Annotated in this window: 18 protein-coding genes; all 18 read right to left on the reverse strand. The window is 33.8% G+C overall.

The features are described from left to right. Nucleotides 1-493: 493 nt before the first annotated feature. A complete protein-coding gene (locus bsdtb5_RS18480) occupies nt 494-1,039 on the reverse strand; it encodes an RNA 2'-phosphotransferase (protein ID WP_271713440.1) in 546 nt (181 codons plus the stop codon). Further along, a complete protein-coding gene (locus bsdtb5_RS18485; RefSeq protein ID WP_271713441.1) occupies nt 1,032-1,406 on the reverse strand; it encodes a hypothetical protein in 375 nt (124 codons plus the stop codon). Before bsdtb5_RS18485 ends, bsdtb5_RS18480 begins: the two co-directional genes overlap by 8 nt. After that, on the reverse strand, nt 1,406-2,692 hold the full coding sequence (locus tag bsdtb5_RS18490) for a hypothetical protein (RefSeq protein ID WP_271713442.1): 1,287 nt from the start codon (nt 2,690-2,692) through the stop codon (nt 1,406-1,408). The genes bsdtb5_RS18485 and bsdtb5_RS18490 overlap by 1 nt, the downstream gene beginning before the upstream one ends. 58 nt (nt 2,693-2,750) lie before the next feature. Beyond that, complete coding sequence (locus bsdtb5_RS18495) at nt 2,751-5,924, reverse strand: DUF5704 domain-containing protein (protein ID WP_271713443.1); 3,174 nt, start codon at nt 5,922-5,924, stop codon at nt 2,751-2,753. Between the two features lie 9 nt (nt 5,925-5,933). Then, nucleotides 5,934-7,205: a hypothetical protein gene (locus tag bsdtb5_RS18500; protein ID WP_271713444.1), complete on the reverse strand. Its 1,272-nt coding sequence runs from the start codon at nt 7,203-7,205 to the stop codon at nt 5,934-5,936. Nucleotides 7,206-7,850: 645 nt separating this feature from the next. Then, nucleotides 7,851-8,048, reverse strand: coding sequence for an enhanced serine sensitivity protein SseB C-terminal domain-containing protein (locus bsdtb5_RS18505; protein ID WP_271713445.1), 198 nt, complete (start codon nt 8,046-8,048; stop codon nt 7,851-7,853). Nucleotides 8,049-8,143: 95 nt separating this feature from the next. Beyond that, nucleotides 8,144-8,581, reverse strand: coding sequence for a hypothetical protein (locus bsdtb5_RS18510; protein ID WP_271713446.1), 438 nt, complete (start codon nt 8,579-8,581; stop codon nt 8,144-8,146). A gap of 16 nt (nt 8,582-8,597) precedes the next feature. Continuing rightward, on the reverse strand, nt 8,598-9,989 hold the full coding sequence (locus bsdtb5_RS18515; protein WP_271713447.1) for a hypothetical protein: 1,392 nt from the start codon (nt 9,987-9,989) through the stop codon (nt 8,598-8,600). A 51-nt stretch (nt 9,990-10,040) separates the two neighbouring features. Continuing rightward, nucleotides 10,041-13,217 (reverse strand): DUF5704 domain-containing protein, encoded by a 3,177-nt coding sequence (locus tag bsdtb5_RS18520; protein WP_271713448.1) that lies wholly within the window; start codon nt 13,215-13,217, stop codon nt 10,041-10,043. A gap of 9 nt (nt 13,218-13,226) precedes the next feature. Continuing rightward, entirely contained in the window at nt 13,227-14,498 is a 1,272-nt protein-coding gene (locus bsdtb5_RS18525) for a hypothetical protein (RefSeq protein WP_271713449.1), read from the reverse strand. A gap of 635 nt (nt 14,499-15,133) precedes the next feature. After that, nucleotides 15,134-15,460 (reverse strand): hypothetical protein, encoded by a 327-nt coding sequence (locus tag bsdtb5_RS18530; RefSeq protein WP_271713450.1) that lies wholly within the window; start codon nt 15,458-15,460, stop codon nt 15,134-15,136. Nucleotides 15,461-15,470: 10 nt separating this feature from the next. Then, nucleotides 15,471-16,946: a hypothetical protein gene (locus bsdtb5_RS18535; RefSeq protein WP_271713451.1), complete on the reverse strand. Its 1,476-nt coding sequence runs from the start codon at nt 16,944-16,946 to the stop codon at nt 15,471-15,473. A gap of 51 nt (nt 16,947-16,997) precedes the next feature. Next, on the reverse strand, nt 16,998-20,162 hold the full coding sequence (locus tag bsdtb5_RS18540) for a DUF5704 domain-containing protein (RefSeq protein WP_271713452.1): 3,165 nt from the start codon (nt 20,160-20,162) through the stop codon (nt 16,998-17,000). A 9-nt stretch (nt 20,163-20,171) separates the two neighbouring features. After that, nucleotides 20,172-21,446 carry a hypothetical protein gene (locus bsdtb5_RS18545; RefSeq protein WP_271713453.1) on the reverse strand — a complete coding sequence of 425 codons (1,275 nt, stop codon included), beginning with the start codon at nt 21,444-21,446 and terminating at the stop codon, nt 20,172-20,174. 25 nt (nt 21,447-21,471) lie between these two features. Next, complete coding sequence (locus tag bsdtb5_RS18550) at nt 21,472-22,431, reverse strand: hypothetical protein (protein ID WP_271713454.1); 960 nt, start codon at nt 22,429-22,431, stop codon at nt 21,472-21,474. Further along, nucleotides 22,418-22,936, reverse strand: coding sequence for a hypothetical protein (locus bsdtb5_RS18555; protein ID WP_271713455.1), 519 nt, complete (start codon nt 22,934-22,936; stop codon nt 22,418-22,420). The genes bsdtb5_RS18550 and bsdtb5_RS18555 overlap by 14 nt, the downstream gene beginning before the upstream one ends. 410 nt (nt 22,937-23,346) lie before the next feature. Further along, on the reverse strand, nt 23,347-23,634 hold the full coding sequence (locus tag bsdtb5_RS18560; RefSeq protein ID WP_271713456.1) for a hypothetical protein: 288 nt from the start codon (nt 23,632-23,634) through the stop codon (nt 23,347-23,349). 14 nt (nt 23,635-23,648) lie between these two features. After that, entirely contained in the window at nt 23,649-24,992 is a 1,344-nt protein-coding gene (locus bsdtb5_RS18565; RefSeq protein WP_271713457.1) for a hypothetical protein, read from the reverse strand. Between the last annotated feature and the right edge of the window lie 18 nt (nt 24,993-25,010).

A 25,010-nucleotide genomic window follows, 5' to 3' on the forward strand; every position in this document is an offset into this window, starting at 1 on the left:
TTCTGGGCATGGGTATGCTCCTTCTAATGCACAATCCTTTTTATTGTAATATGGGTAATCTTTATTTGTTACTTTACTGCAAGTGGCTTTATGATAATAACGCTTTCCATCAGCCTCTTTTGTAATATAATAACATCTTGTCTTTCGAATTCTTGCTCCTGCATATGAATATTGGTTAAATACATCTCCTGTATTTAAGCCATATGGATATCCTTGGAATACAACAAATAGTCCTATGTCATCTATTGTTCTATACCATTCTTCTTTTTCAATATAGGGAAGTGCAAACTGATATGTAATTCCATAATGTTCTGCAATTCGATTGTGGTTATAGCATATTATCTACTAAAAATAATGAATCAGCTTACTTAATTTCAGCTGATTCATTTCATTTTTTACTGTATTATTACTATGATTCATTTAATTATTTATGCATTTTTTTGTATTTAATAACTTATACGAATCACTTTTTTATATGATTAATGAAGTCTAATTATAAAGTGATTTTGATATATTTGCTTGGTATATTGTCCGCTAACCATACTTTATCATTACCTAAATAAAATTTAACGCCTTCATCCCAAGCTTTTTTAGCATCAATTTCAAGAATAACTGGCTTATTATCATGTCTTTTACCAACTTGAAGTGCAGTTTCGATATCATTCGATAAATGCACATATTGCCTTCCCTTGGGCAATAGCCCTTTATCCCCTATTGATTCTAAAAAACGTCTTGCAGTTCCATGAAATAAAATTACTGGTGGTTCTGCACTTTCTTTTACTATTTTCTCTGGTACAGAATGACCATATAAAGCTCTAATTTTTCCATCAACTAATTCATGTCTCTTCTTATCAGAATTCTCAACTATATCCTCTAAATCTCCGATTGTTACACTTTCCCATTTACTATTTTCTTTTAAAGCAATCAATAATTGTTCTACACATACCCACCCGTTATCATCTAACTCCAACTCATACTCCCAAGGAGCATGTCTAAGAGCATATGATATCTCTTTACTCAATTGCTTTAAATCATCCATTATTAACTACCTCAAATCTCTGTCCAATAAACTGATACATACCAATCCCATCTAGATATAAAATGTAATGTTTAGGCTTCCAATAGTTAAAGTCTCCTTCATTTATCTGTTTTAATTCTTTTAACCACTCAGAATCAATTAATTCGACAATTCTGTCATATGAATCGTATAGTCTCGGTGTAAATCTAGCAGATGTTTGCTTAAAACACAATACGGAACTTATCGCAATTGTAATTTTATTCAAATTATCCTCATCATCATATCCCTCAATATCAATCTTTATATCCATGTTTTCAAATCTAATATAAGGTTCTTTTATTAAATTTGATGAAAACATAGGCAATTCATACCTTATTTCATTCTTCATCATTTACCTCCGCTTGGTCTAACATTTGATATTCCTTCTGAATTAAGTTTATTTCTTGTAAGTTGTCCTGTAAGCAATTCTTCAAATAAAGAATCCCCTGTTCTATTTATTACATTCCACTGACTTCTAGGTATACCTGCTTGTGTTAACGCTTGAGAAGTTCTTGTATTTAATATTAAAACATTTCCATCTCTTACGATATATTCAACAGGTAAATCTGCTACTTTAACTTTTCCTTTATTTATAGCACTAACTAAATCATCAATTGTATTTATAGGCTCTCCAGCTAAATTTGTGTATTTTTTTCTTCCTTCTGCACTAAAAGTGTTACTATATGTCTTTTGAGCATAATTTGCATTCTCTAGTACAGAGTTACCTCCCCCCTTATTCAATATCTTCCCAACAAAGTTTTTAGCTCCCTTAGCTATGTTAATCCCTGCATCTACAATCAGTACCACCGATGCTGCTAACTCTACTATTTCTAATCCTCCTGCTAAGATATGTACTAGTTTACTATCACTTTCATGTCTTAAGGTGTCCGCTAATGTATCTCGTCCTGCATATCGTACTGCGGTGGCTGCATCTCCATTTTTCGCCACTTGATACGCTTTACTATCATTATATACTGCGCTGATTCCATTCGCAACTGTCGCGACTGCTACTACCACGGCAGCTACTCCTACAATAACTGCTCCTACTGTACTTGCAGCTGCCAATGCTGCTACTGCTGCGATTGCTGTGACGGCTCCAAGTAATGCTGCTCCTATCCCTTCGATTGCTCCTTCGATTAGATATTTTCCTCCATCGTACTTATACCAGTCTGAGATTGCTTCTCCTGCTGATTTTATTACATCTTGAATTCCACCTATACAATCTTTGATTGCTCTTCCGATTGCTGAGGCATTTCCAATCGCTACTCCGATGTAGTTAAAGAAGTTCGTAATTACGTTCTCCTTTATCTTATATGCCTTCTTAAAATCTCCGGTTATGGTCTTAATGGATCTGGCGACATTGTTATCTGCTGTTTTACAGTTTGACTCAAATGTTTTTATATTACTTGATAACGTGGTAAAATCGATTTTCTTCTGTTGTAGTTTCTCTAACTTTTTTCGCATAAAGCCATCTGCATCATAGAGATTCTGTGTTCTCTCCCCACTGTACTCATTGATTTTTCGGCACACCTTATGTTCTAGCTCATTCGCATAGTCTCCTAGTTTTTCTGCTAGATTCTTTGCATTATGTGAAGCATCATTTAGATCATCATAGGATATTACCAAAGTACTCATTTATTCACTCCCCTCTTAGTTTTTTACTTAATAATGTGTTTACTTTTGTATACTATAATTAATGCGTTCCACCACTTTTATAGTCCTCTGCAGCTGATTTATTGGTGTAATACATAATATAGTCCCCATCCTGGAATTCAAAGATATTTCCTTTATAGTCCTTCTTCTCATATTGATATCCTTCGGTTCTCCACATATTACAATATCCATTTTTCGCATTCTCTAGATTGAGATAACTCAGATGTGGATTGCCATTCTGAATTGTTTCTATATCAAAATTTACTACGATATATCCATTCTTTAACCAAAAGTCTTCTTTATAGTCTATTCCATAATGGTTCTTTGCATATCCTATCACATCATACCCTTGGGGTACGACATGGATTTCACTTGGTAGATAATATTCTCCATACCATTTTTGCATCGACTTCGTTACCTTATCTGGATCTACTCCGTATGGCACGGTTCCCGTCGGCGTATAATTCGTTCCGATATAGGTTCTTAGATTCTCTTGAATCAAGACATTACTATAGGAGAATAGATTCTTCTTATTTCCTCGAATCTCATTTCTATTTCTTCCAGTTACCATGGCTTTCGTATTCAGTTCCGTATCTGGCACACCAAAATATGGGTCTCCTAGTCGATACGCTTTGGTATTGAACTGATCCATAAAGCTTCCTACCTTTACAAGGATTTGTTTTTGTCCTCGGAAGGTTTCGCTATAATAAAGATCCACGGGTTGTCTATTTCCGCCTTTAGAATCTACATAGTAAAAGGTTGGTTTTATATGAACGAAATCTTGATTGGAATACATATTTCCTATGGTGGTTAACTGGAATCTTGTAACATAACCTGTCTTAATCGCTCCAATATTAGAATACCCTGGATGACTTCCATTTAATAAGGTGAAGGTATACTTTGGATTACGTCCCGTATCTACTCCATTCTGATCATTCGTTCCAACTGTATAGTTAAATCCGGATAGCCTTAAGGAATTCTCTTGTCGGAATACATTCTCCCAGATTGGATAATCCGAGATATCGAATAGTTTTAATCCATAGACTCTTCCTGATACTTCCACGCTGAGCTGATCTGTCGCCACGTAGTTATTTCGCTCTAAATTGGCTAATTCTTGGGTCTTATCTATTCCACCATTTGTTTCTGCATTGATACTGATACTTCGAAAATCAATGTTATATTTTCCTTCATCCACCCAGATAGGAAGATAGAAGGAGGTCTCATCTTGGGTTAGTGTTACCCATGTTCCTGCCCTGATATAAGTACTTCCTTCATATACATCAAAGGGGAACTTTACTTCTCTACTTTTTATGTACTTGGCATAATCTTGATACCCATAACCATCGATATCAAGATGCTCCCCTTCTGTTGGAAGCTGAATCGTAAATGGCGTATCTAATACCAATGGTGACAAGGATACATCGGGTGTGATCATCTGATCTGCGGATGCCTTATTAGAGATGAATGCATCACATACGGTTGGTGTGTGGATCACGACTTTGGTTAGGTCACTGACTGGATAACTTAATGTATTTCCATGATCACCATTTAATTGCTTTACCACTTTATAGTTAACAGTTCCCGTACTTTCATAGGTTCCATTTGCCTTAGTTGCATCAATTGCTTGTCCAGGGCGATATAACACATCATCTCCTGTTTCATCATAACTTACATCAATATCTTCTGGATCCTTTGTCTTTTTCTCTACATACTTATCCTCCATAATCTGAGTTCCATCAAACTCTAATTTATCATTTCTGACTTTGATTTGCTTAATGATAGCATTTACTTCTTTTGTATAATCTTCCACAGGAGCTTCTTTCAGATTTAAACTCTTTGCTGGCAGAGGTTGAATGATTAAATTTGGCTCAACCATATGGTCTTTATCGCCTACTCTATTGGTATAATTAAGTTTAGGAACCGTATATCCTACTGGTGTAAGTTTGGATACACCTCCTGGCAAAGCATAATTCTTTACAGCTGCATGATCGATCTTATAATATTCAATCTTTGAAATTTCCCAATAGGAAAAATCTCTTTTTATATATACCTCTTGAGGAACTGATACTGATTTATTTTTTGTGACTTTTTTCTTTGTTTTTGGGTCTGTTTCTGTCCATTTCAGATGGTAAGTCCTTGTTGCATTAACTGTATATACCTTCGTACCGTGCTTTCTTGTAAACGTATATCCTAGTAGATAATTATTAGAAAATACATTCGTATACAGCTTCTCTGTTGTTGGAATTCCTTCTTCTACATTAAATTGTTCGTCGTCACGTTCATCGGCGGCAATAACTCCATGAGGTGTGGGTTCTTCGAGTGGTACTTTTAAAACTTCGGAATCTCTATTCCCTTTAGGTTTTTTAGGTCTCATAAGAGCTACAATTAGTAACCCTCCTGGTGCTTGCTGATAACTTCTCTTATACACTTCTTTTACTTGATCATTATAATTCTTGGCATTCACACTCGTTACTTTTGTAGTAGGATGATCATTTACTTTTTTCTGATTTGCTATATAATATATGGTACTTTGAGCTAGTGCTAATGTCTGAGATTCATAGTTCTTTTCTTTATCTAATGTTACATTAACCATCTTCCCAAGCTTTACAGGGGCTAGTTTTTCTTCACTAATTACTTTATTGGCTTGAGTAATATATCGAACTGTTACTGGTTGAGCTCCAGAAGAATGGTATTGAACAATTCTATCGAAATGATCTTTAAAATCTTTTGGATTTCTCCAAGACTCTGCTTTTTGAATAGAGGGTAGGTTATTTATTACTTTTCCATACTTCTTTCCTTTGTGCCAGACTTGAAAGATTCCATTGAAATAAATAATATCATTATCTTTTATTTTCTCCCAGCGAGCGTCTACTAATGCTTTATTTACATCATCTCTTAGTAACGTAAATTTTACAGTCACCGTTCCATCATGGTTATCCGTTTCATTTTTCTTGAAATTTTTAAGCCAAATAGTAGCATGTTTAATCTTGGTTGGATAACCACCATTCGATAAACATTCCCTTCTACAGATGTTAAAACCTACTGTACTCCAAGTAATGCTAGAAGTAGCTTTGGTATCTTTCGTTGTAAAAATGATTTCACCATTAACTGATTCTTGTTCAGCATATACTAATATTCCTTTCGGAATCGATAAAATTACGAATATTAACAAGCATATCCATACTATATTTTTTCTTTTCCTTCTTTTATCCATAACAGCCTCTTATCTTGAAACTATACTATCTGTATATACTGCATAATCTTCCCCAATACTACCACCGTCAGCTGTACTCACCTCAATATCAACGTACATCCTCATCCATTTCCCTTTTTTTAAATTTTTAATATAAATCGAATCACCAAAAATTAAATCCGATTGTTTATATAAGCTTTTTGCAGATACTATTTTGAATTGAATACATGCACGCAAATAATATCCATCAGCATAATACAAAGTAGATGGCTCCACTGACACTAAAGATGATTTTATAATCACTTTATTTTTCTTCATTGCTTTTACATACTCTTTGATATCATCTGTCTTCCTTTTATTTTGAAAAGCATTATTAACTCCTTCCCAATTATATACATAGTAAGTGCTTCGTAATTTATTGATCCACTTTGCTCCTACTGTTCGGTAATCAACATTTAACCTAGCCTCAAGATTGTTTTTTACTATTTTAGCCCATTTATCTAGATATGCATTTAAGACTTCTTGCATATTATATTTATCTCCACCTCCAGTAATGAATGGCTTCTTTTTCATATTAACAGGACGAACATAATCCTGATATTCCACTGGCTTTGTCTTCTTTCCACCTTTATTATAATATGTTGCTACTTGCCAACTTGTTTTCATTTCATAAAAGGAATTAGGAAAAGCTGCTAATATATACTCATAACTTTTATAATTCTTAGGTAGATTGGTTGTTCGTATTACTTGTCCATCGGGACTTATTTTTCTTCTTTTCTTTTTATTCGTAAGCCTAACTAAGATTGTATTCGCTTCGCTTGAATTTAGATTATCTTTTCCTCGAAAAGTACGATCATGAGTAAATATACCATCATAATCCCCGACGACAATTCCCTTTTCAAATACTTTAATTACAGCATCTCTTTTACTTGCACTTACTTTATTTAGATCTTTAATTCTCTTTTTATTCTTAACCTGATGGTAAATGTCTTCATTATAAGTTTTACCATGTAATATTTCATCTGCTCGGTTGGTTAATAGCGCTGCATCTTCTCTTTTGATATTTACACTATAATCCTTATATTCTCCTTCTTTCACCAATCCTTCTGCGATTGCTGCGGCTAGATAAGGGTTTTCTACCGTATTATCTACCTTTATCTTAGTAGCTACGACCAACTTTTGAATATATTCTTCTATTGTAATATTTTTATTCTTTGCCTCACTTGTATTGGCTGGTAATGTTAATTCTATGACTAGAACTATACTTAATAGTATTAACAGCATCTTTTTTATCTTTTTCATAACATAATCCTCCTATTTCTGCCTTTTACGGATTGCACTCTGGGCATGGGTATGCACCTTCTAGTGCACAATCCTTTTTATTGTAATATGGGTAATCTTTATTTATTACTTTACTGCAAGTGGCTTTATGATAATAACGCTTTCCATCAGCCTCTTTTGTAATATAATAACATCTTGTCTTTCGAATTCTTGCTCCTGCATATGAATATTGGTTAAATACATCTCCAGTATTTAAACCATATGGATATCCTTGGAATACAACAAATAATCCTATATTCCATCTCTTACGATATACTCAACAGGTAAATCTGCTATTTTAATATATTTTACTTATATAATCTATTTTAAATTTACATTCTTAATTCACAAAAAACGTACTTTTTGTAACAATTTTATATCACAAAAAGTACGTTTATATAAGCTTATTGGAACTATACCTTGAAAATCTTAATATAATTTAATTAACAAAGAATGGTGTTTGATTTTCAATTGCACTTTTACCCAGAGCAAAGTTTACTGGAACTATGTCCAATAATTATCCTTTCAAAATATGCTTACATATTTCCCCTATATGAGTAAACAACTCATTTTATGATATTTGCGAATCCAAAGCTAACAAATAGCTTGCTTCTTCCCCCTCACCATTCACAATAAACATGCTTTACTTACATTATTCTTCTTACTGAAATAATCACTAAGTATATTAACCATATCTTCTGGATACTCACTTGGTATTCCAATCATTACTTTTTTAGCTTTTTGCACAACATATTCATTTTTCTTTATACTATTTAGCAATGATGAATTTATAACCATATTCTCGCCATATGGATTTATAACCATACCCTGGTAGCTCCAATCAGGTGGTCCTATAACATACCTATACTACATAACTTTCCTGATTGCTTTCAACTCACCGCAGTATATTATTATACATTCTATTTATTAAAGTTTATAGCTATTGCAATATCTCCACCTTTTAAGTCACTGTAAGATAATGCTTCTCCCCAAGTATAATTATATTTTATACATGATAGCTTACTTTCATGTGGCTGACCTAATTGATTTATTAGCCATTCATCATGACTTTTTCTTTTTAATTCCATTTTTGTATTTGACCAATTATCATAAGAATTTTTTAATTTTGAATCAGCGTTTTTTAACTCTATAGATGATATAATTTTCTTTCTAAATATTATTTTAATCCATAATAACACTCCATCTATTATCTGAGGATTTCTAAAGTTATATCTTTCAATATCTCCATTAACATAACTATTTATTTCATCCGAAAAAAGATTTATAAAACTTTCACTATCCATTTTATAAAAAATCTCTTTATTATTAATAATTATTTTTCCTTCATTTAATCCCATGATTCTCCTCCACTTGTTACTTTAGTCCTTCTAATTCATCTAGCATTTTATTATAATCTTCTAACGACATCTTGTAATTGTCCAATTCCATTGCACTAGATTCAATCTTCTTTATTGATCCGCTCTTTACCAACTCATTAAAATCAGGAATAAATATTTGAGGCAACCCACCTTCTCCAAATTGTGGATTAGCTTTTGTTATTCCAAAAGCTGCATCTATATCTTCTGTAACTTCATAAGCCATCATTTTACTCCTATATTCAGCAAAATCCATTCCATCTTCCCAATATGGTTTTACCTGTAAGCCTTCAAATAATTTTCTTGCATCACCATTTATTTTACAAACAGCTCTTTTAGTTGTAGCATACCCTGTTGGATATGGATCACCGACATATATTACTTTTCCCTTTTTTAGTGTAATATCTTTGTACTTATCAACTCCCACATATGGAAAATCTCCTTGCCAACTTTGAGCTATTTCAGATGGACTCACACTACCTTTTCCCTTATTAAATACCTTCCCAACAAGGTTCTTAGCTCCCTTAGCTATGTTAATTCCAGCATCTACAATCAGTACAACCGATGCTGCTAACTCTACCATCTCTAACCCTCCTGCTAAGATATGTACTAGCTTACTATCACTTTCATGTCTTAAGGTATCCGCTAAGGTATCTCGTCCTGCATATCGTACCGCAGTTGCTGCATCTCCATTTTTCGCCACTTGATATGCTTTACTATCATTATATACTGCGCTGATTCCATTCGCAACAGTTGCTACTGCCACTACCACGGCAGCTACTCCTACAATCACTGCTCCTACTGTACTTGCAGCTGCCAATGCTGCTACTGCTGCGATTGCTGTAACGGCTCCAAGTAATGCTGCTCCTATCCCTTCGATTGCGCCTTCAATTAGATATTTTCCTCCATCGTACTTATACCAGTCTGATATTGCTTCTCCTGCTGATTTTATTACATCTTGAATTCCACCTATACAATCTTTGATTGCTCTTCCGATTGCTGTGGCATTTCCAATGGCTACTCCGATGTAGTTAAAGAAGTTCGTTATTACATTCTCCTTTATCTTATATGCCTTTTTAAAATCTCCGGTTATGGTCTTAATGGATCTGGCGACATTGTTATCTGCTGTTTTACAGTTTGACTCAAAAGTTTTTATATTACTTGATAACGTGGTAAAATCGATTTTCTTCTGTTGTAGTTTCTCTAACTTTTTTCGCATAAAGCCATCTGCATCATAGAGATTCTGAGTTCTCTCTCCACTGTACTCATTGATCTTTCGACACACCTTATGCTCTAGCTCATTCGCATAGTCTCCTAGTTTTTCTGCTAGATTCTTTGCATGATGTGATGCATCATTTAGATCTTCATAGGATATTACCAAAGTACTCATTTATTCACTCCCCTCTTAGTTTTTTCACTTAATAACTTTTGTATACTATAATTAATGCGTTCCACCACTTTTATAATCCTCTGCGGCTGATTTATTGGTGTAATACATAATATAGTCCCCATCCTGGAATTCAAAGGTATTTCCTTTATAGTCCTTCTTCTCATATTGATATCCTTCGGTTCTCCACATATTACAATACCCATTTTTTGCATTCTCTAGATTGAGATAACTCAGATGTGGATTGCCATTCTGAATTGTTTCTATATCAAAATTTACTACAATATATCCATTCTTTAACCAAAAGTCTTCTTTATAGTCTATTCCATAATGGTTCTTCGCATATCCTATCACATCATACCCTTGGGGTACGACATGGATCTCACTTGGTAGATAATATTCTCCATACCATTTTTGCATCGACTTCGTTACCTTATCTGGATCTACTCCGTATGGCACGGTTCCCGTTGGCGTATAATTCGTTCCGATATAGGTTCTTAGATTCTCTCGAATCAAGACATTACTATAGGAGAATAGATTCTTCTTATTTCCTCGGATCTCATTTCTATTTCTTCCAGTTACCATGGCTTTCGTATTCAGTTCCGTATCTGGCACGCCAAAATATGGGTCTCCCAGTCGATACGCTTTGGTATTGAACTGATCCATAAAGCTTCCTACCTTTACAAGGATTTGTTTCTGTCCTCGGAAGGTTTCGCTATAATAGAGATCCACTGGCTGTCTATTTCCTCCTTTGGAATCTACATAGTAAAAGGTTGGCTTTATATGAACGGAATCTTGATTGGAATACATATTTCCTATGGTGGTTAACTGGAATCTTGTAACATAACCTGTCTTAATCGCTCCAATATTAGAATACCCTGGATGGCTTCCATTTAATAAAGTGAAGGTATACTTTGGATTACGTCCCGTATCTACGCCATTCTGATCATTCGTTCCAACCGTATAGTTAAATCCTGATAACCTTAAGGAATTCTCTTGTCGGAATACATTCTCCCAGATTGGATAATCCGAGATATCGAATAGTTTTAATCCATAGACTCTTCCTGATACTTCCACGCTGAGCTGATCTGTCGCCACGTAGTTATTTCGCTCTAAATTGGCTAATTCTTGGGTCTTATCTATTCCACCATTTGTTTCTGCATTGATACTGATACTTCGAAAATCAATGTTATATTTTCCTTCATCCACCCAGATAGGAAGATAGAAGGAGGTCTCATCTTGGGTTAGTGTTACCCATGTTCCTGCCCTGATATAAGTACTTCCTTCATATACATCAAAGGGGAACTTTACTTCTCTACTTTTTATGTACTTGGCATAATCTTGATACCCATAACCATCGATATCAAGATGCTCCCCTTCTGTTGGAAGCTGAATCGTAAATGGTGTATCTAATACCAATGGTGACAACGATACATCTGGTGTGATCATCTGATCTGCGGATGCCTTATTAGAGATGAATGCATCACATACCGTTGGTGTGTGGATCACGACTTTGGTTAGGTCACTGACTGGATAACTTAATGTATTTCCATGTTTTCCTTTTAATTGCTTTATCACTTTATAGTCGACAGTTCCCGTACTTTCATAGACTCCATTTGCCTTAGTTGCATCGATTATTTGTCCAGGACGATATAACACATCATCTCCTGTTTCATCATAACTTACATCAATATCTTTTGGTTTCTTTGTCCCTTTCTCTACATAATTATCATCCATAACCAGAGTTCCATCAAACACTAATTTATCATTTCGAACTTTTATTTGCTTAACTAACGAGTCTGCTTCTTTGGTAAAATCAGCCGTTGGTGGTTCTTTCTGATTTTTTTTCTCTGGTTTTAGTGTAATTGTTAATTCCGGCTCAACCATATGTTTTGCATCGTCTTCTATTTTGGTATAATCAAGTTTAGGAACCGTATATCCTACTGGTGTAAGTTTGGATACACCTCCTGGCAAAGCATAATTCTTTACAGCTGCATGATCGATCTTATAATATTCAATCTTTGAAATTTCCCAATAGGAAAAATCTCTTTTTATATATACCTCTTGAGGAACTGATACTGATTTATTTTTTGTGACTTTTTTCTTTGTTTTTGGGTCTGTTTCTGTCCATTTCAGATGGTAAGTCCTTGTTGCATTAACTGTATATACCTTCGTACCGTGCTTTCTTGTAAACGTATATCCTAGTAGATAATTATTAGAAAATACATTCGTATACAGCTTCTCTGTTGTTGGAATTCCTTCTTCTACATTAAATTGTTCGTCGTCACGTTCATCGGCGGCAATAACTCCATGAGGTGTGGGTTCTTCGAGTGGTACTTTTAAAACTTCGGAATCTCTATTCCCTTTAGGTTTTTTAGGTCTCATAAGAGCTACAATTAGTAACCCTCCTGGTGCTTGCTGATAACTTCTCTTATACACTTCTTTTACTTGATCATTATAATTCTTGGCATTCACACTCGTTACTTTTGTAGTAGGATGATCATTTACTTTTTTCTGATTTGCTATATAATATATGGTACTTTGAGCTAGTGCTAATGTCTGAGATTCATAGTTCTTTTCTTTATCTAATGTTACATTAACCATCTTCCCAAGCTTTACAGGGGCTAGTTTTTCTTCACTAATTACTTTATTGGCTTGAGTAATATACCGAACTGTTACGGGTTGAGCACCAGAAGAATGGTATTGAACTTTTATATCAAAATGATCTTTAAAATCTTTTGGATTTCTCCAAGACTCAGCTTTTTGAATAGTAGGTAGATTGTATATTTTTCCATCATGCTTCTTTCCATTGTGCCAGACTTGAAAGATTCCATTCAAGTAGATAATATCATTATCTTGTATTTTCGCATATTTTAAATGTACTAATGCCTTGTTTACTTCTTCTTTAGGTATATTAAATCTGACCGTATAAGTTCCGTTATGATTATCTTTCTCATGTTTCCAATTATCTTTAAGATATATAGTTGCATGTTTTAACTTAGTTGGATAACCACCATTCGGTAGACATTCACTTCTACATATCGTAAATCCTACCGTACTCCACGTAATACTACTAGTTGCCTTGGTATCTTTCGTAACAAATATTATTTCTCCATCTTGAGTTTTAGCATCTTGAGTGGCAGCTTTTAAACTTTTGGAAGTACTACATAATAGTACCAGGATCAATAGATTTATAAAAATAAATAGCACTTTATGTTCTTTAATTTTCATTTTTACCTCTTAACGAGTCATAATATCGTCTTCATATACTGCATAATCTTCACCTAAACTACTACCATTTTGTGTTCCTATTCCAATATCAACATACATCGTTTTCCATTTTCCTTTTTTAAGATTTTTTATATAATTATCTCCAAATATCAAATTTGCTTTATTGCTCATATTTTTTGCAGATACAACCTTAAATCGGATACATGCCCTTATAAAATAACCACCTGCATCATATAAAGTAGATGGTTCTACTGATACTATTGATGATTTAATTATCACCTTATTTTTCTTCATCACTTTTACATACTCTTTAATATCATCTGTCCTTCTTTTGTTTTGAAAAGCATCATCAGAATCTCCAAAATCAAATATATAGTATGTACCTCGTAATTTATTAATCCACTTAGTTCCTACCGTTCTATAATCAACATTCAATCTAGTTTCTAAGTTAGTTTTTACTTTGTTTACCCATTGATCAAGATAAGCATTTAGTATGTCTTCCATATTATACTTATCATCATTTGCCCCAGTAATGAATTTTTTCTTTTTAATATTAACTGGACGTACATAATCTTTGTATTCTACTGGTTTTCTTTTTCTTCCATTATCGTTAAAGTATGATCCTAGCTGCCAATCCATCTTCATCTCATAAAATGAATTAGGAAAAGATGCTAATATATACTCATAATTCTTATAATTCTTAGGTAGATTGGTTGTTCTTATGACTTGCCCATCGGGACTTATTTTTCTTCTCTTCTTTTTATTTGTAAGTCTTACTAAGATTGTACTTGCTTCGCTTGAATTCAGATTATCTTTTCCTCGAAAAGTACGATCGTGAGTAAATATACCATCATAATCCCCTACGATAATTCCCTTTTCAAATACTTTAATTACCGCATCTCTTTTACTTGCACTTACTTTATTTAGATCTTTAATTCTCTTTTTATTCTTTACCTGATGATAAAGGTCTTCATTATAAGTTTTACCATGTAATATTTCATCTGCTCGGTTGGTTAATAGCGCTGCATCTTCTCTTTTGATATTTACACTATAATTTTTATATTCTCCATCTTTTACCAATCCTTCTGCAATAGCTGCGGATAGATAAGGGTTTTCTACCGTATTATCTACCTTTATCTTAGTAGCTACGACCAACTTTTGAATATATTCTTCTATTGTAATATTTTTATTCTTTGCCTCACTCTTCATTGTTGGCATTGCCAATTCAATGACTAGAACTATACTTAATAGTATTAACAGCATCTTTTTTATCTTTTTCATAACATAATCCTCCTAGTTCTGTCTTTTACGGATTGCATTCTGGGCATGGGTATGCTCCTTCTAATGCACAATCCTTTTTATTGTAATATGGGTAATCTTTATTTGTTACTTTACTGCAAGTGGCTTTATGATAATAACGCTTTCCATCAGCCTCTTTTGTAATATAATAACATCTTGTCTTTCGAATTCTTGCTCCTGCATATGAATATTGGTTAAATACATCTGGGGTATTTAAACCATATGGATACCCTTGGAATACGACAAATAGTCCTATGTCATCTATTGTTCTATACCATTCTTCTTTTTCAATATAGGGAAGTGCAAACTGATATGTAATTCCATAATGTTCTGCGATTCGATTGTGGTTATAGAGTCCCAGCCGGTGTTGAATACACTAAAAGTTTTTAATTTAATCTTAGATAATAATTCAAGACATCAAAAAGACAGGTAATAGACTTATTCAATCAACCACCTGCCTATCAATTATTGAACTACGATATCACATTTTATAAGCTTACTCTGATTTATAATGCTTAATTATTATCATTGATTCTATTCTTTCATAAGAAATCCATAATATAATTTAGTACAAGAATATAATTGATTGAAAACCAAAAAGTAGAACTATAATAATATTATCTTAAAAAGATTTTTTCAATTAATTCTTTTTTTTCTATTTCTATCTTATATTTGATTCCTAATGATGAGCATACAATTAGTACTTTTTCTGATTCTTTTTCAATATCTACATTTCCAGTAGGTCTTTTTACATTTAAAATATCATTAATCTTCCACAACTCATGTCCCTCTTTATCATAAGAGATGACATTATTTGCAATAACAGCATCATCATATATTAACACAATTACCTGATTTAAATATTCAATATATTTTTGAATAGTATGTTCTTGTTCTATACTTTTTTCTCCAATTTTTAATATTTTCCCATTTATATTTACCATTTTAATCCTCCTATTTCAAATCACTTATATTTTTAAACCAATTCGGATTTAAATCCACATCCTTAATCGCAAATTGAATATCTCCTCCAATAGTTCCCCAACTTGTTTGCGGTCCTACTATACTAACTTCTAAAGGCGTTGTTTGTGGTAACTCTAGTGTTACAACTTTATTAGGGACTTTACTTAGTGCTAATTTCTGTGCTATTTCTTCTGCACTAAGTCCAGCAATTTCATCTGTTCTAACAATAAAATTGCTCATTATATTATTATATCCTTCTAAATATACTCTTGAATATGACTGATTTCCTGCTTCAACTGTATATGCTATTGTGTTCTCAGCAATCGGTGGTTTAGTAAAATCCATATCATACCAATCTGCATTCGCGAGAGTAGCATCTTCTGTCTTAATAATATTATATCCATCTACTTCTAGCTTAACGCCTAATTCCTTTCCTGCTTTTATATAGTCAGTATTTAATTCTCCTTCTCGTACTTTCATCCAATTACTATAACTAATGCCTTCTTTATCTAACATTTCACCAAATGCAGAATATTTACCTCCCTCAACAACACTACTTCCCCCCTTATTCAATACTTTCCCAACAAGGTTCTTAGCTCCCTTAGCTATGTTAATTCCTGCATCTACAATCAGTACAACCGATGCTGCTAACTCTACCATCTCTAACCCTCCTGCTAAGATATGTACTAGCTTACTATCACTTTCATGTCTTAAGGTATCCGCTAAGGTATCTCGTCCTGCATATCGTACCGCAGTTGCTGCATCTCCATTTTTCGCCACTTGATATGCTTTACTATCATTATATACTGCGCTGATTCCATTCGCAACAGTTGCTACTGCCACTACCACGGCAGCTACTCCTACAATCACTGCTCCTACTGTACTTGCAGCTGCCAATGCTGCTACTGCTGCGATTGCTGTAACGGCTCCAAGTAATGCTGCTCCTATCCCTTCGATTGCGCCTTCAATTAGATATTTTCCTCCATCGTACTTATACCAGTCTGATATTGCTTCTCCTGCTGATTTTATTACATCTTGAATTCCACCTATACAATCTTTGATTGCTCTTCCGATTGCTGTGGCATTTCCAATGGCTACTCCGATGTAGTTAAAGAAGTTCGTTATTACATTCTCCTTTATCTTATATGCCTTTTTAAAATCTCCGGTTATGGTCTTAATGGATCTGGCGACATTGTTATCTGCTGTTTTACAGTTTGACTCAAAAGTTTTTATATTACTTGATAACGTGGTAAAATCGATTTTCTTCTGTTGTAGTTTCTCTAACTTTTTTCGCATAAAGCCATCTGCATCATAGAGATTCTGAGTTCTCTCTCCACTGTACTCATTGATCTTTCGACACACCTTATGCTCTAGCTCATTCGCATAGTCTCCTAGTTTTTCTGCTAGATTCTTTGCATGATGTGATGCATCATTTAGATCTTCATAGGATATTACCAAAGTACTCATTTATTCACTCCCCTCTTAGTTTTTTCACTTAATAACTTTTGTATACTATAATTAATGCGTTCCACCACTTTTATAATCCTCTGCGGCTGATTTATTGGTGTAATACATAATATAGTCCCCATCCTGGAATTCAAAGGTATTTCCTTTATAGTCCTTCTTCTCATATTGATATCCTTCGGTTCTCCACATATTACAATATCCATTTTTCGCATTCTCTAGATTAAGATAACTCAGATGTGGATTTCCATTTTGAAGCGTTTCTATATCAAAATTTACTACAATATATCCATTCTTTAACCAAAAGTCTTCTTTATAGTCTATTCCATAATGGTTCTTCGCATATCCTATCACATCATACCCTTGGGGTACGACATGGATCTCACTTGGTAGATAATATTCTCCATACCATTTTTGCATCGACTTCGTTACCTTATCTGGATCTACTCCGTATGGCACGGTTCCCGTCGGAGTATAATTCGTTCCAGTATAGGTTCTTAGATTCTCTCGAATCAAGACATTACTATAGGAGAATAGATTCTTCTTATTTCCTCGGATCTCATTTCTATTTCTTCCAGTTACCATGGCTTTCGTATTCAGTTCCGTATCTGGCACGCCAAAATATGGGTCTCCCAGTCGATACGCTTTGGTATTGAACTGATCCATAAAGCTTCCTACCTTTACAAGAATTTGTTTCTGTCCTCGGAAGGTTTCGCTATAATAGAGATCCACTGGCTGTCTATTTCCTCCTTTGGAATCTACATAGTAAAAGGTTGGCTTTATATGAACGGAATCTTGATCGGAATACATATTTCCTATGGTGGTTAACTGGAATCTAGTAACATACCCTGTCTTAATCGCTCCAATATTAGAATACCCTGGATGGCTTCCATTTAATAAGGTGAAGGTATACTTTGGATTACGTCTTGTATCTACTCCATTCTGATCATTCGTTCCAACCGTATAGTTAAATCCGGATAATCTTAAGGAATTCTCTTGACGGAATACATTCTCCCAGATCGGATAATCCGAGATATCGAATAATTTTAATCCATAGACTCTTCCCGATACTTCCACACTGAGTTGGTCTGTCGCCACGTAGTTATTTCGCTCTAAGTTGGCTAACTCTTGGGTCTTATCTATTCCACCATTTGCTTCTGCATTGATACTGATACTTCGAAAATCAATGTTATATTTTCCTTCATCCACCCAGATAGGAAGATAGAAGGAGGTCTCATCTCGGGTTAGTGTTACCCATGTCCCTGCCCTGATATAAGTACTTCCTTCATATACATCAAAGGGGAACTTTACTTCTCTACTTTTTATGTACTTGGCATAATCTTGATACCCATAACCATCGATATCAAGATGCTCCCCTTCTGTTGGAAGCTGAATCGTAAATGGCGTATCTAATACCAATGGTGACAACGATACATCGGGTGTGATCATCTGATCTGCGGATGCCTTATTAGAGATGAATGCATCACATACCGTTGGTGTGTGGATCACGACGTTGGTTAGGTCACTGACTGGATAACTTAATGTATTTCCATGTTTTCCATTTAACTGCTTTACCAATTTATAATTGACAGTTCCTGTACTTTCATAGATTCCATTTGCCTTAGTTGCATCGATTACTTGTCCAGGACGATATAACACATCATCTCCTGTTTCATCATAACTTACATCCATATCTGTCGGTTTCTTTGTCTCTTTCTCTACATAATTATCATCCATAACCAGAGTTCCATCAAACACTAATTTATCATTTCGGACTTTGATTTGCTTAACTAACCCATCTGCTTCATCGGTCAAATCAACGCTTGGTGCTTCCTTCTGATTTAAAGTTTCTGTTGCTAGAGTAATTTCTGGTTCTGGTTTAACCATATGGTCTTCATCGTCTTCTCTATTGGTATAGTCGAGTTCAGGAACTGTATATCCTACTGGTGTAAGTTTGGATACCCCTCCTGGCAAAGCATAATTATTAACTGCTGCATGATCTATCTTATAATATTCAATCTTTGAAATTTTCCAAAAGGAATACTCTCTTTTTATATAAACCGGATGAGAAATTGTTACTGATTTCTCTTTCGTCTCTTCTTTTTTTGTTTTTGGGTCTGTTTCTGTCCATTTCAGATTGTACGTCTTTGTAGCACTAATTGTATATACCTTGATACCGTACTTTTTTGTAAACGTATATCCAAGTAGATAATTATTAGAAAATACATTCGTATATAGTTTCTCTGTTGTTGGAATTCCTTCTTCTACATTAAATTGTTCGTCGTCACGTTCATCGGCAGCAATAACTCCATGAGGCGTGGGGTCTTCCAGTGGCACTTCTAAAACATCAGATCCAGAACTTCCTTTAGGTTTCTTTGGTTTCATAAGCGCTACAATTAGTAACCCTCCTGGTGCTTGCCTATAACTCCTCTTATACACATCTTTTACTTGATCATTATAATTCTTGGCATTCACGCTTGTTACTTTTTTAACCGGATGATCCTTTACCTTTTTCTGATTTGCCATATAATATATCGTACTTTGAGCTAGTGCTAATGTTTGACCTCCATAGTTCTTTTCTTTGTCTAACGTCACATGAACATCTTCCCCAAGCTTTACAGGGGCAAGTTTTTCTTCACTAATTACTTTATTTGCTTGAGTAATATATCTAACTGTTACTGGTTGAGCTCCAGATGACTGGTAGACTGCATATATATCAAAATGATCGTTAAAATCTTTTGGGTTTCTCCAATACTCTGCTTTTTGAATAGAAGGTAGATTGTTTATTACTTTTCCATACTTCTTTCCATTATGCCATACTTGAAAGATTCCATTCAAATAGATAATATCATTATCTTGTATTTTCTCATATTTACACTGTAGTAATGCATTGTCTACTACCGTTTGAGGTATAGTAAATGTAACTGTGTAAGTTCCGTCATGATTATCAATCTGATTTTTCCAACCATCTTTAAGGTATATAGTTGCATGATCTAACTTAGTTGGATATCCATTCGGTAGACATTTACTTCTACATATATTAAATCCTACTGTACTCCATGTTATTTTAGTTTTAGCTTTAGTATCAATTGTTTGAAATATTATTTTCCCCTTTTTTACATCAGCCTGTTTACTTTTAGCTTTTGAATAGTTAGGAATACTCAATAATATTATACATAGTAATAGATTAATAAAAATAAAACATATCCTTTTTTTCATGTTTACCTCTTACCGTGAAATGATCTCATCATCAAATACAGCATAATCTTCACCCAAACTACTTCCGTTTGATGTTCCCACTCCAATATCTACATACATTCTAGTCCACTTTTTCTTTTTTAAATTTTTAATATATATATGATTCCCAAATATTAAATCATCTTGGTTTTTTATATTCTTAGCAGATATAATCTTAAACTGGATACATGCCCTTATATAATAATTACTTCCCTCATATAAGGTAGATGGTTCTACGGATACTATTGATGATTTAATAATCACTTTATTCTTCTTCATCGCTTTTATATACTCTTTAATGTCATCTGTCTTTCTTTTGTTTTGAAAAGCATCATCAGGATATCCAGAATCAAATATAAAATAGGTACCTCGTAATTTATTAATCCACTTAGTTCCTACCGTTCTATAATCAACATTCAATCTAGTTTCTAAGTTAGTTTTCACTTTGTTTACCCATCGATCCAAACTAGCATTCAGTATGTCTTCCATATTGTATTTATCAAGATGGGCTCCAGTAATAAATTTTTCCTTCTTAATATTAACTGGACGTACATAATCTTTATATTCTACTGGTTTTCTTTTACTACCATCATTATGAAAATATGTTCCTATTTGCCAATCCATCTTCATTTCATAAAAAGAATTTGGAAAAGCTGCTAATATATACTCATAACTTCTATAATTTTTAGGTAGATTGGTGGTTCTTATTACTTGTCCATCTGCACTTATTTTTCTTCTTTTCTTTTTATTCGTAAGCCTAACTAAGATTGTACTAGCTTCGCTTGAATTCAGATTATCTTTTCCCCGAAAAGTTCGATCGTGAGTAAATATACCATCATAATCCCCGACGATAATTCCCTTTTCAAATACTTTAATTACCGCATCTCTTTTACTTGCACTTACTTTATTTAGATCTTTAATTCTCTTTTTATTCTTTACCTGATGATAAAGGTCTTCATTATAAGTTTTACCATGTAATATTTCATCTGCTCGGTTGGTTAATAGCGCTGCATCTTCTCTTTTGATATTTACACTATAATCTTTATATTCTCCATCCTTTACCAATCCTTCTGCGATAGCTGCTGATAGGTAAGGGTTTTCTACCGTATTATCTACCTTTATCTTAGTAGCTACGACCAACTTTTGAATATATTCTTCTATTGTAATATTTTTATTCTTTGCCTCACTCTTCATTGTTGGCATTGCCAATTCAATGACTAGAACTATACTTAATAGTATTAACAGCATCTTTTTTATCTTTTTCATAACATAATCCTCCTAGTTCTGTCTTTTACGGATTGCATTCTGGGCATGGGTATGCTCCTTCTAGTGCACAATCCTTTTTATTGTAATATGGGTAATCTTTATTGGTTACTTTACTGCAAGTGGCTTTATGATAATAACGCTTTCCATCCGCCTCTTTTGTAATATAATAACATCTTGTCTTTCGAATTCTTGCTCCTGCATATGAATATTGGTTAAATACATCTCCTGTATTTAAGCCATATGGATACCCTTGGAATACGACAAATAATCCTATGTCATCTATTGTTCTATACCATTCTTCTTTTTCAATAAAAGGAAGTGCAAACTGATATGTAATTCCATAATGTTCTGCAATTCGATTGTGGTTATTTATATAGTAATTCATATCATCAAGAATCTTAGTTATTATAGTATTCCTTCGAATCTCATCATATCGATCTGTGTTATTCAATGTTTGACTATTGGGATATAAGGAAGCAAGGTCCGTATACTTTCCTTCCTTCATTATATTTGTATTTGTATCATAGATCTTGACATAATCACCTAGTGTAAATCGAAAGACCAGATTATCTTCTTTATATGTATATGGACGTTTTTCTGTCCATTCTTGTGTTACTACATCCTCACCATTTACAGTGTGCAGATTATTGTATCTGATGTAGTATCCATCCTCATCTGTAATTAGAATAACTGGAATATATGCTTTTACTTTTTCTTGTAATCTCTTATCTGTCATAATTCCTAGATTCGAGTATAAAGACTGATAGAAATTGTTAACACAACTATCCATATTTAACTTAAGATTTCTTGTACTATCCACTTCTACCAGACTGATTACTGCGTCATCAACCGCAGTGTCTAATGCTCTTTTGTATTCTGCTTTTTTGCTTGTAATTGCTTGGATATTATTTGTTTTCATATCAGTAAATATAATGAAACTGCAGGCAATCAAAATAAAAATTAATGCTAGATTAGTAATTTTCATCTCGAATTGTCCCTCCATAGGTTACATAGATTTGAATCGGATTCATTTCATGTGCATAGATTATTTGTTGTAATTTAGCTGAAAATGTTTTATTTCTATTCACTATTTTTACAGATATATAATCACCTTGGTCAAATTTATAGATGCCACTTCCTTCATAAAGTTCTTTTAAGATGGTATCTTCATATGTAGTCTTATAACTTTCAGTTACTTTTTCTTGGAAGTCTCCTGTATTTTCATCATATACTGGATTTATCACTTGATGGGAATGTTCGATTTTAATGGTATATATATTATTCGTATCATCTAACTTTTTAAGAAATGCGGTATACATTTTATCTGTAACATATCCATTATTTTTAATTGCATCAACAAAAGCTGTTGTTTCTTCTGCTACATAGCTTTGTGTGATTGCATCCTGTTTCTGTGATAAATAGAGAATCGGAACTATGAATAATAGTAGCACTGCTATAAACAATGCTACTATTTTACTAAAAGAATTCATCTTTTTTATCGCCTCCTTAATTAATGCTAGTATAGATGATCTTTGTCACAGCACCATTACTATCACGTCCATAGGTTATTTCGTAAGAAGTTTTAGGAATCACCGAGAAGTTTCTTTTTCAATATAGGGAAGTGTAAACTGATATGTAATTCCATACTGTTCTGCAATTCGATTGTGGTTATAGAGTCCCAGTTGGTGTTGAATACACAAGATTCTTATTAAAATTTTGGATAATAATTTAAGGCATTAAAAAGACAGGTAATAGACTTATTCAATCAACCACCTGCCTATCAATCATTGAATTGTAATATCACATTTTATAAGCTAACTCTGTTTTAAAATACTTAATTATTATCATGGATTCTATTTATTCAGAAGAAATCCATAATATTCATTTGTATTGACCATAATTAAAATAACTTACACTCATTACTATAATAATTATCAGCTTCCGTAACAGCTTTCCACAATTCTTCACACGAACTTATATCATCATAATCTGAGATTCCTCGAATCAATCCTAATAGTGCTCCATTTGAATTACGTATTGTTTTTGCATTTGTAGCATATATTATTTTTTCAACATACGCTTTATATTGCTTCAAATACTTCATTGACGATTCACTTTCCAATTCCATATTATCAATGCACTCTATAATATTTTTTAATTTTTTTTCTAATAATTCGTACTTATCCATAAAACTCCTCCTTGTTATGGCAATAGTTTAGTTTCAATAACCCAACCATCATCAAACTGTTCAAATAATAATTGTAATCCTCCTCCTGGCCTTGTTTCTATCGCCGCTACTTGTTCCCTAGCAGTTCCAATTGCATACTTAACATTTGTACCCTCGGGTATCTTTGCAATAGATACACTGTCACGAGCTCCCCAATTACTTAGTAAAGCCATTTTGTCCATATAGTCGTCTATTGTACTAATCCCATTTGCTTCATCAAATGTAGTCCAATATTTCAAACTTCTTCCTTGTCCTATTGCAGCATCTGAGTGAAATTGTACTAAATATAAATCATTTTCAACTACATTTTTAATTTCATATCCGTCATTAAAATTGGCTAGTTCACCTTCAAATTGCTTTGAATAATCCCATACTTTTCCTATCGTTTTGACATCCTCAACAGCACTACCTTCCCCCTTATTCAATATCTTCCCAACAAGATTCTTAGCTCCCTTAGCTATGTTAATTCCTGCATCTACAATCAGTACCACTGATGCTGCTAATTCTACTATCTCTAATCCTCCTGCTAAGATATGTACTAGCTTACTATCACTTTCATGTCTTAAGGTGTCCGCTAAGGTATCTCGTCCTGCATATCGTACTGCAGTGGCTGCATCTCCATTTTTCGCTACCTGATATGCTTTACTATCATTATATACTGCGCTGATTCCATTCGCAACTGTCGCGACTGCTACTACCACGGCAGCGACTCCTACAATCACTGCTCCTACTGTACTTGCTGCCGCAAATGCTGCTACTGCTGCAATCGCTGTAACTGCTCCAAGTAATGCTGCTCCTATCCCTTCAATTGCTCCTTCGATTAGATATTTTCCTCCATCGTACTTATACCAGTCTGAGATTGCTTCTCCTGCTGATTTTATTACATCTTGAATTCCACCTATACAATCTTTGATTGCTCTTCCGATTGCTGTGGCATTTCCAATCGCTACTCCGATGTAGTTAAAGAAGTTCGTTATTACGTTCTCCTTTATCTTATATGCCTTCTTAAAATCTCCGGTTATGGTCTTAATGGATCTGGCGACATTGTTATCTGCTGTTTTACAGTTTGACTCAAATGTTTTTATATTACTTGATAACGTGGTAAAATCAATTTTCTTCTGTTGTAGTTTCTCTAACTTTTTTCGCATAAAGCCATCTGCATCATAGAGATTCTGTGTTCTCTCTCCACTGTACTCATTGATCTTTCGACACACCTTATGCTCTAGCTCATTCGCATAGTCTCCTAGTTTTTCTGCTAGATTCTTTGCATTATGTGATGCATCATTTAGATCATCATAGGATATTACCAAAGTACTCATTTATTCACTCCCCTCTAC

The sequence above is a fragment of the Anaeromicropila herbilytica genome (assembly GCF_016591975.1).
GTDB classification, from domain to species: Bacteria; Bacillota; Clostridia; order Lachnospirales; family Lachnospiraceae; genus Anaeromicropila; species Anaeromicropila herbilytica.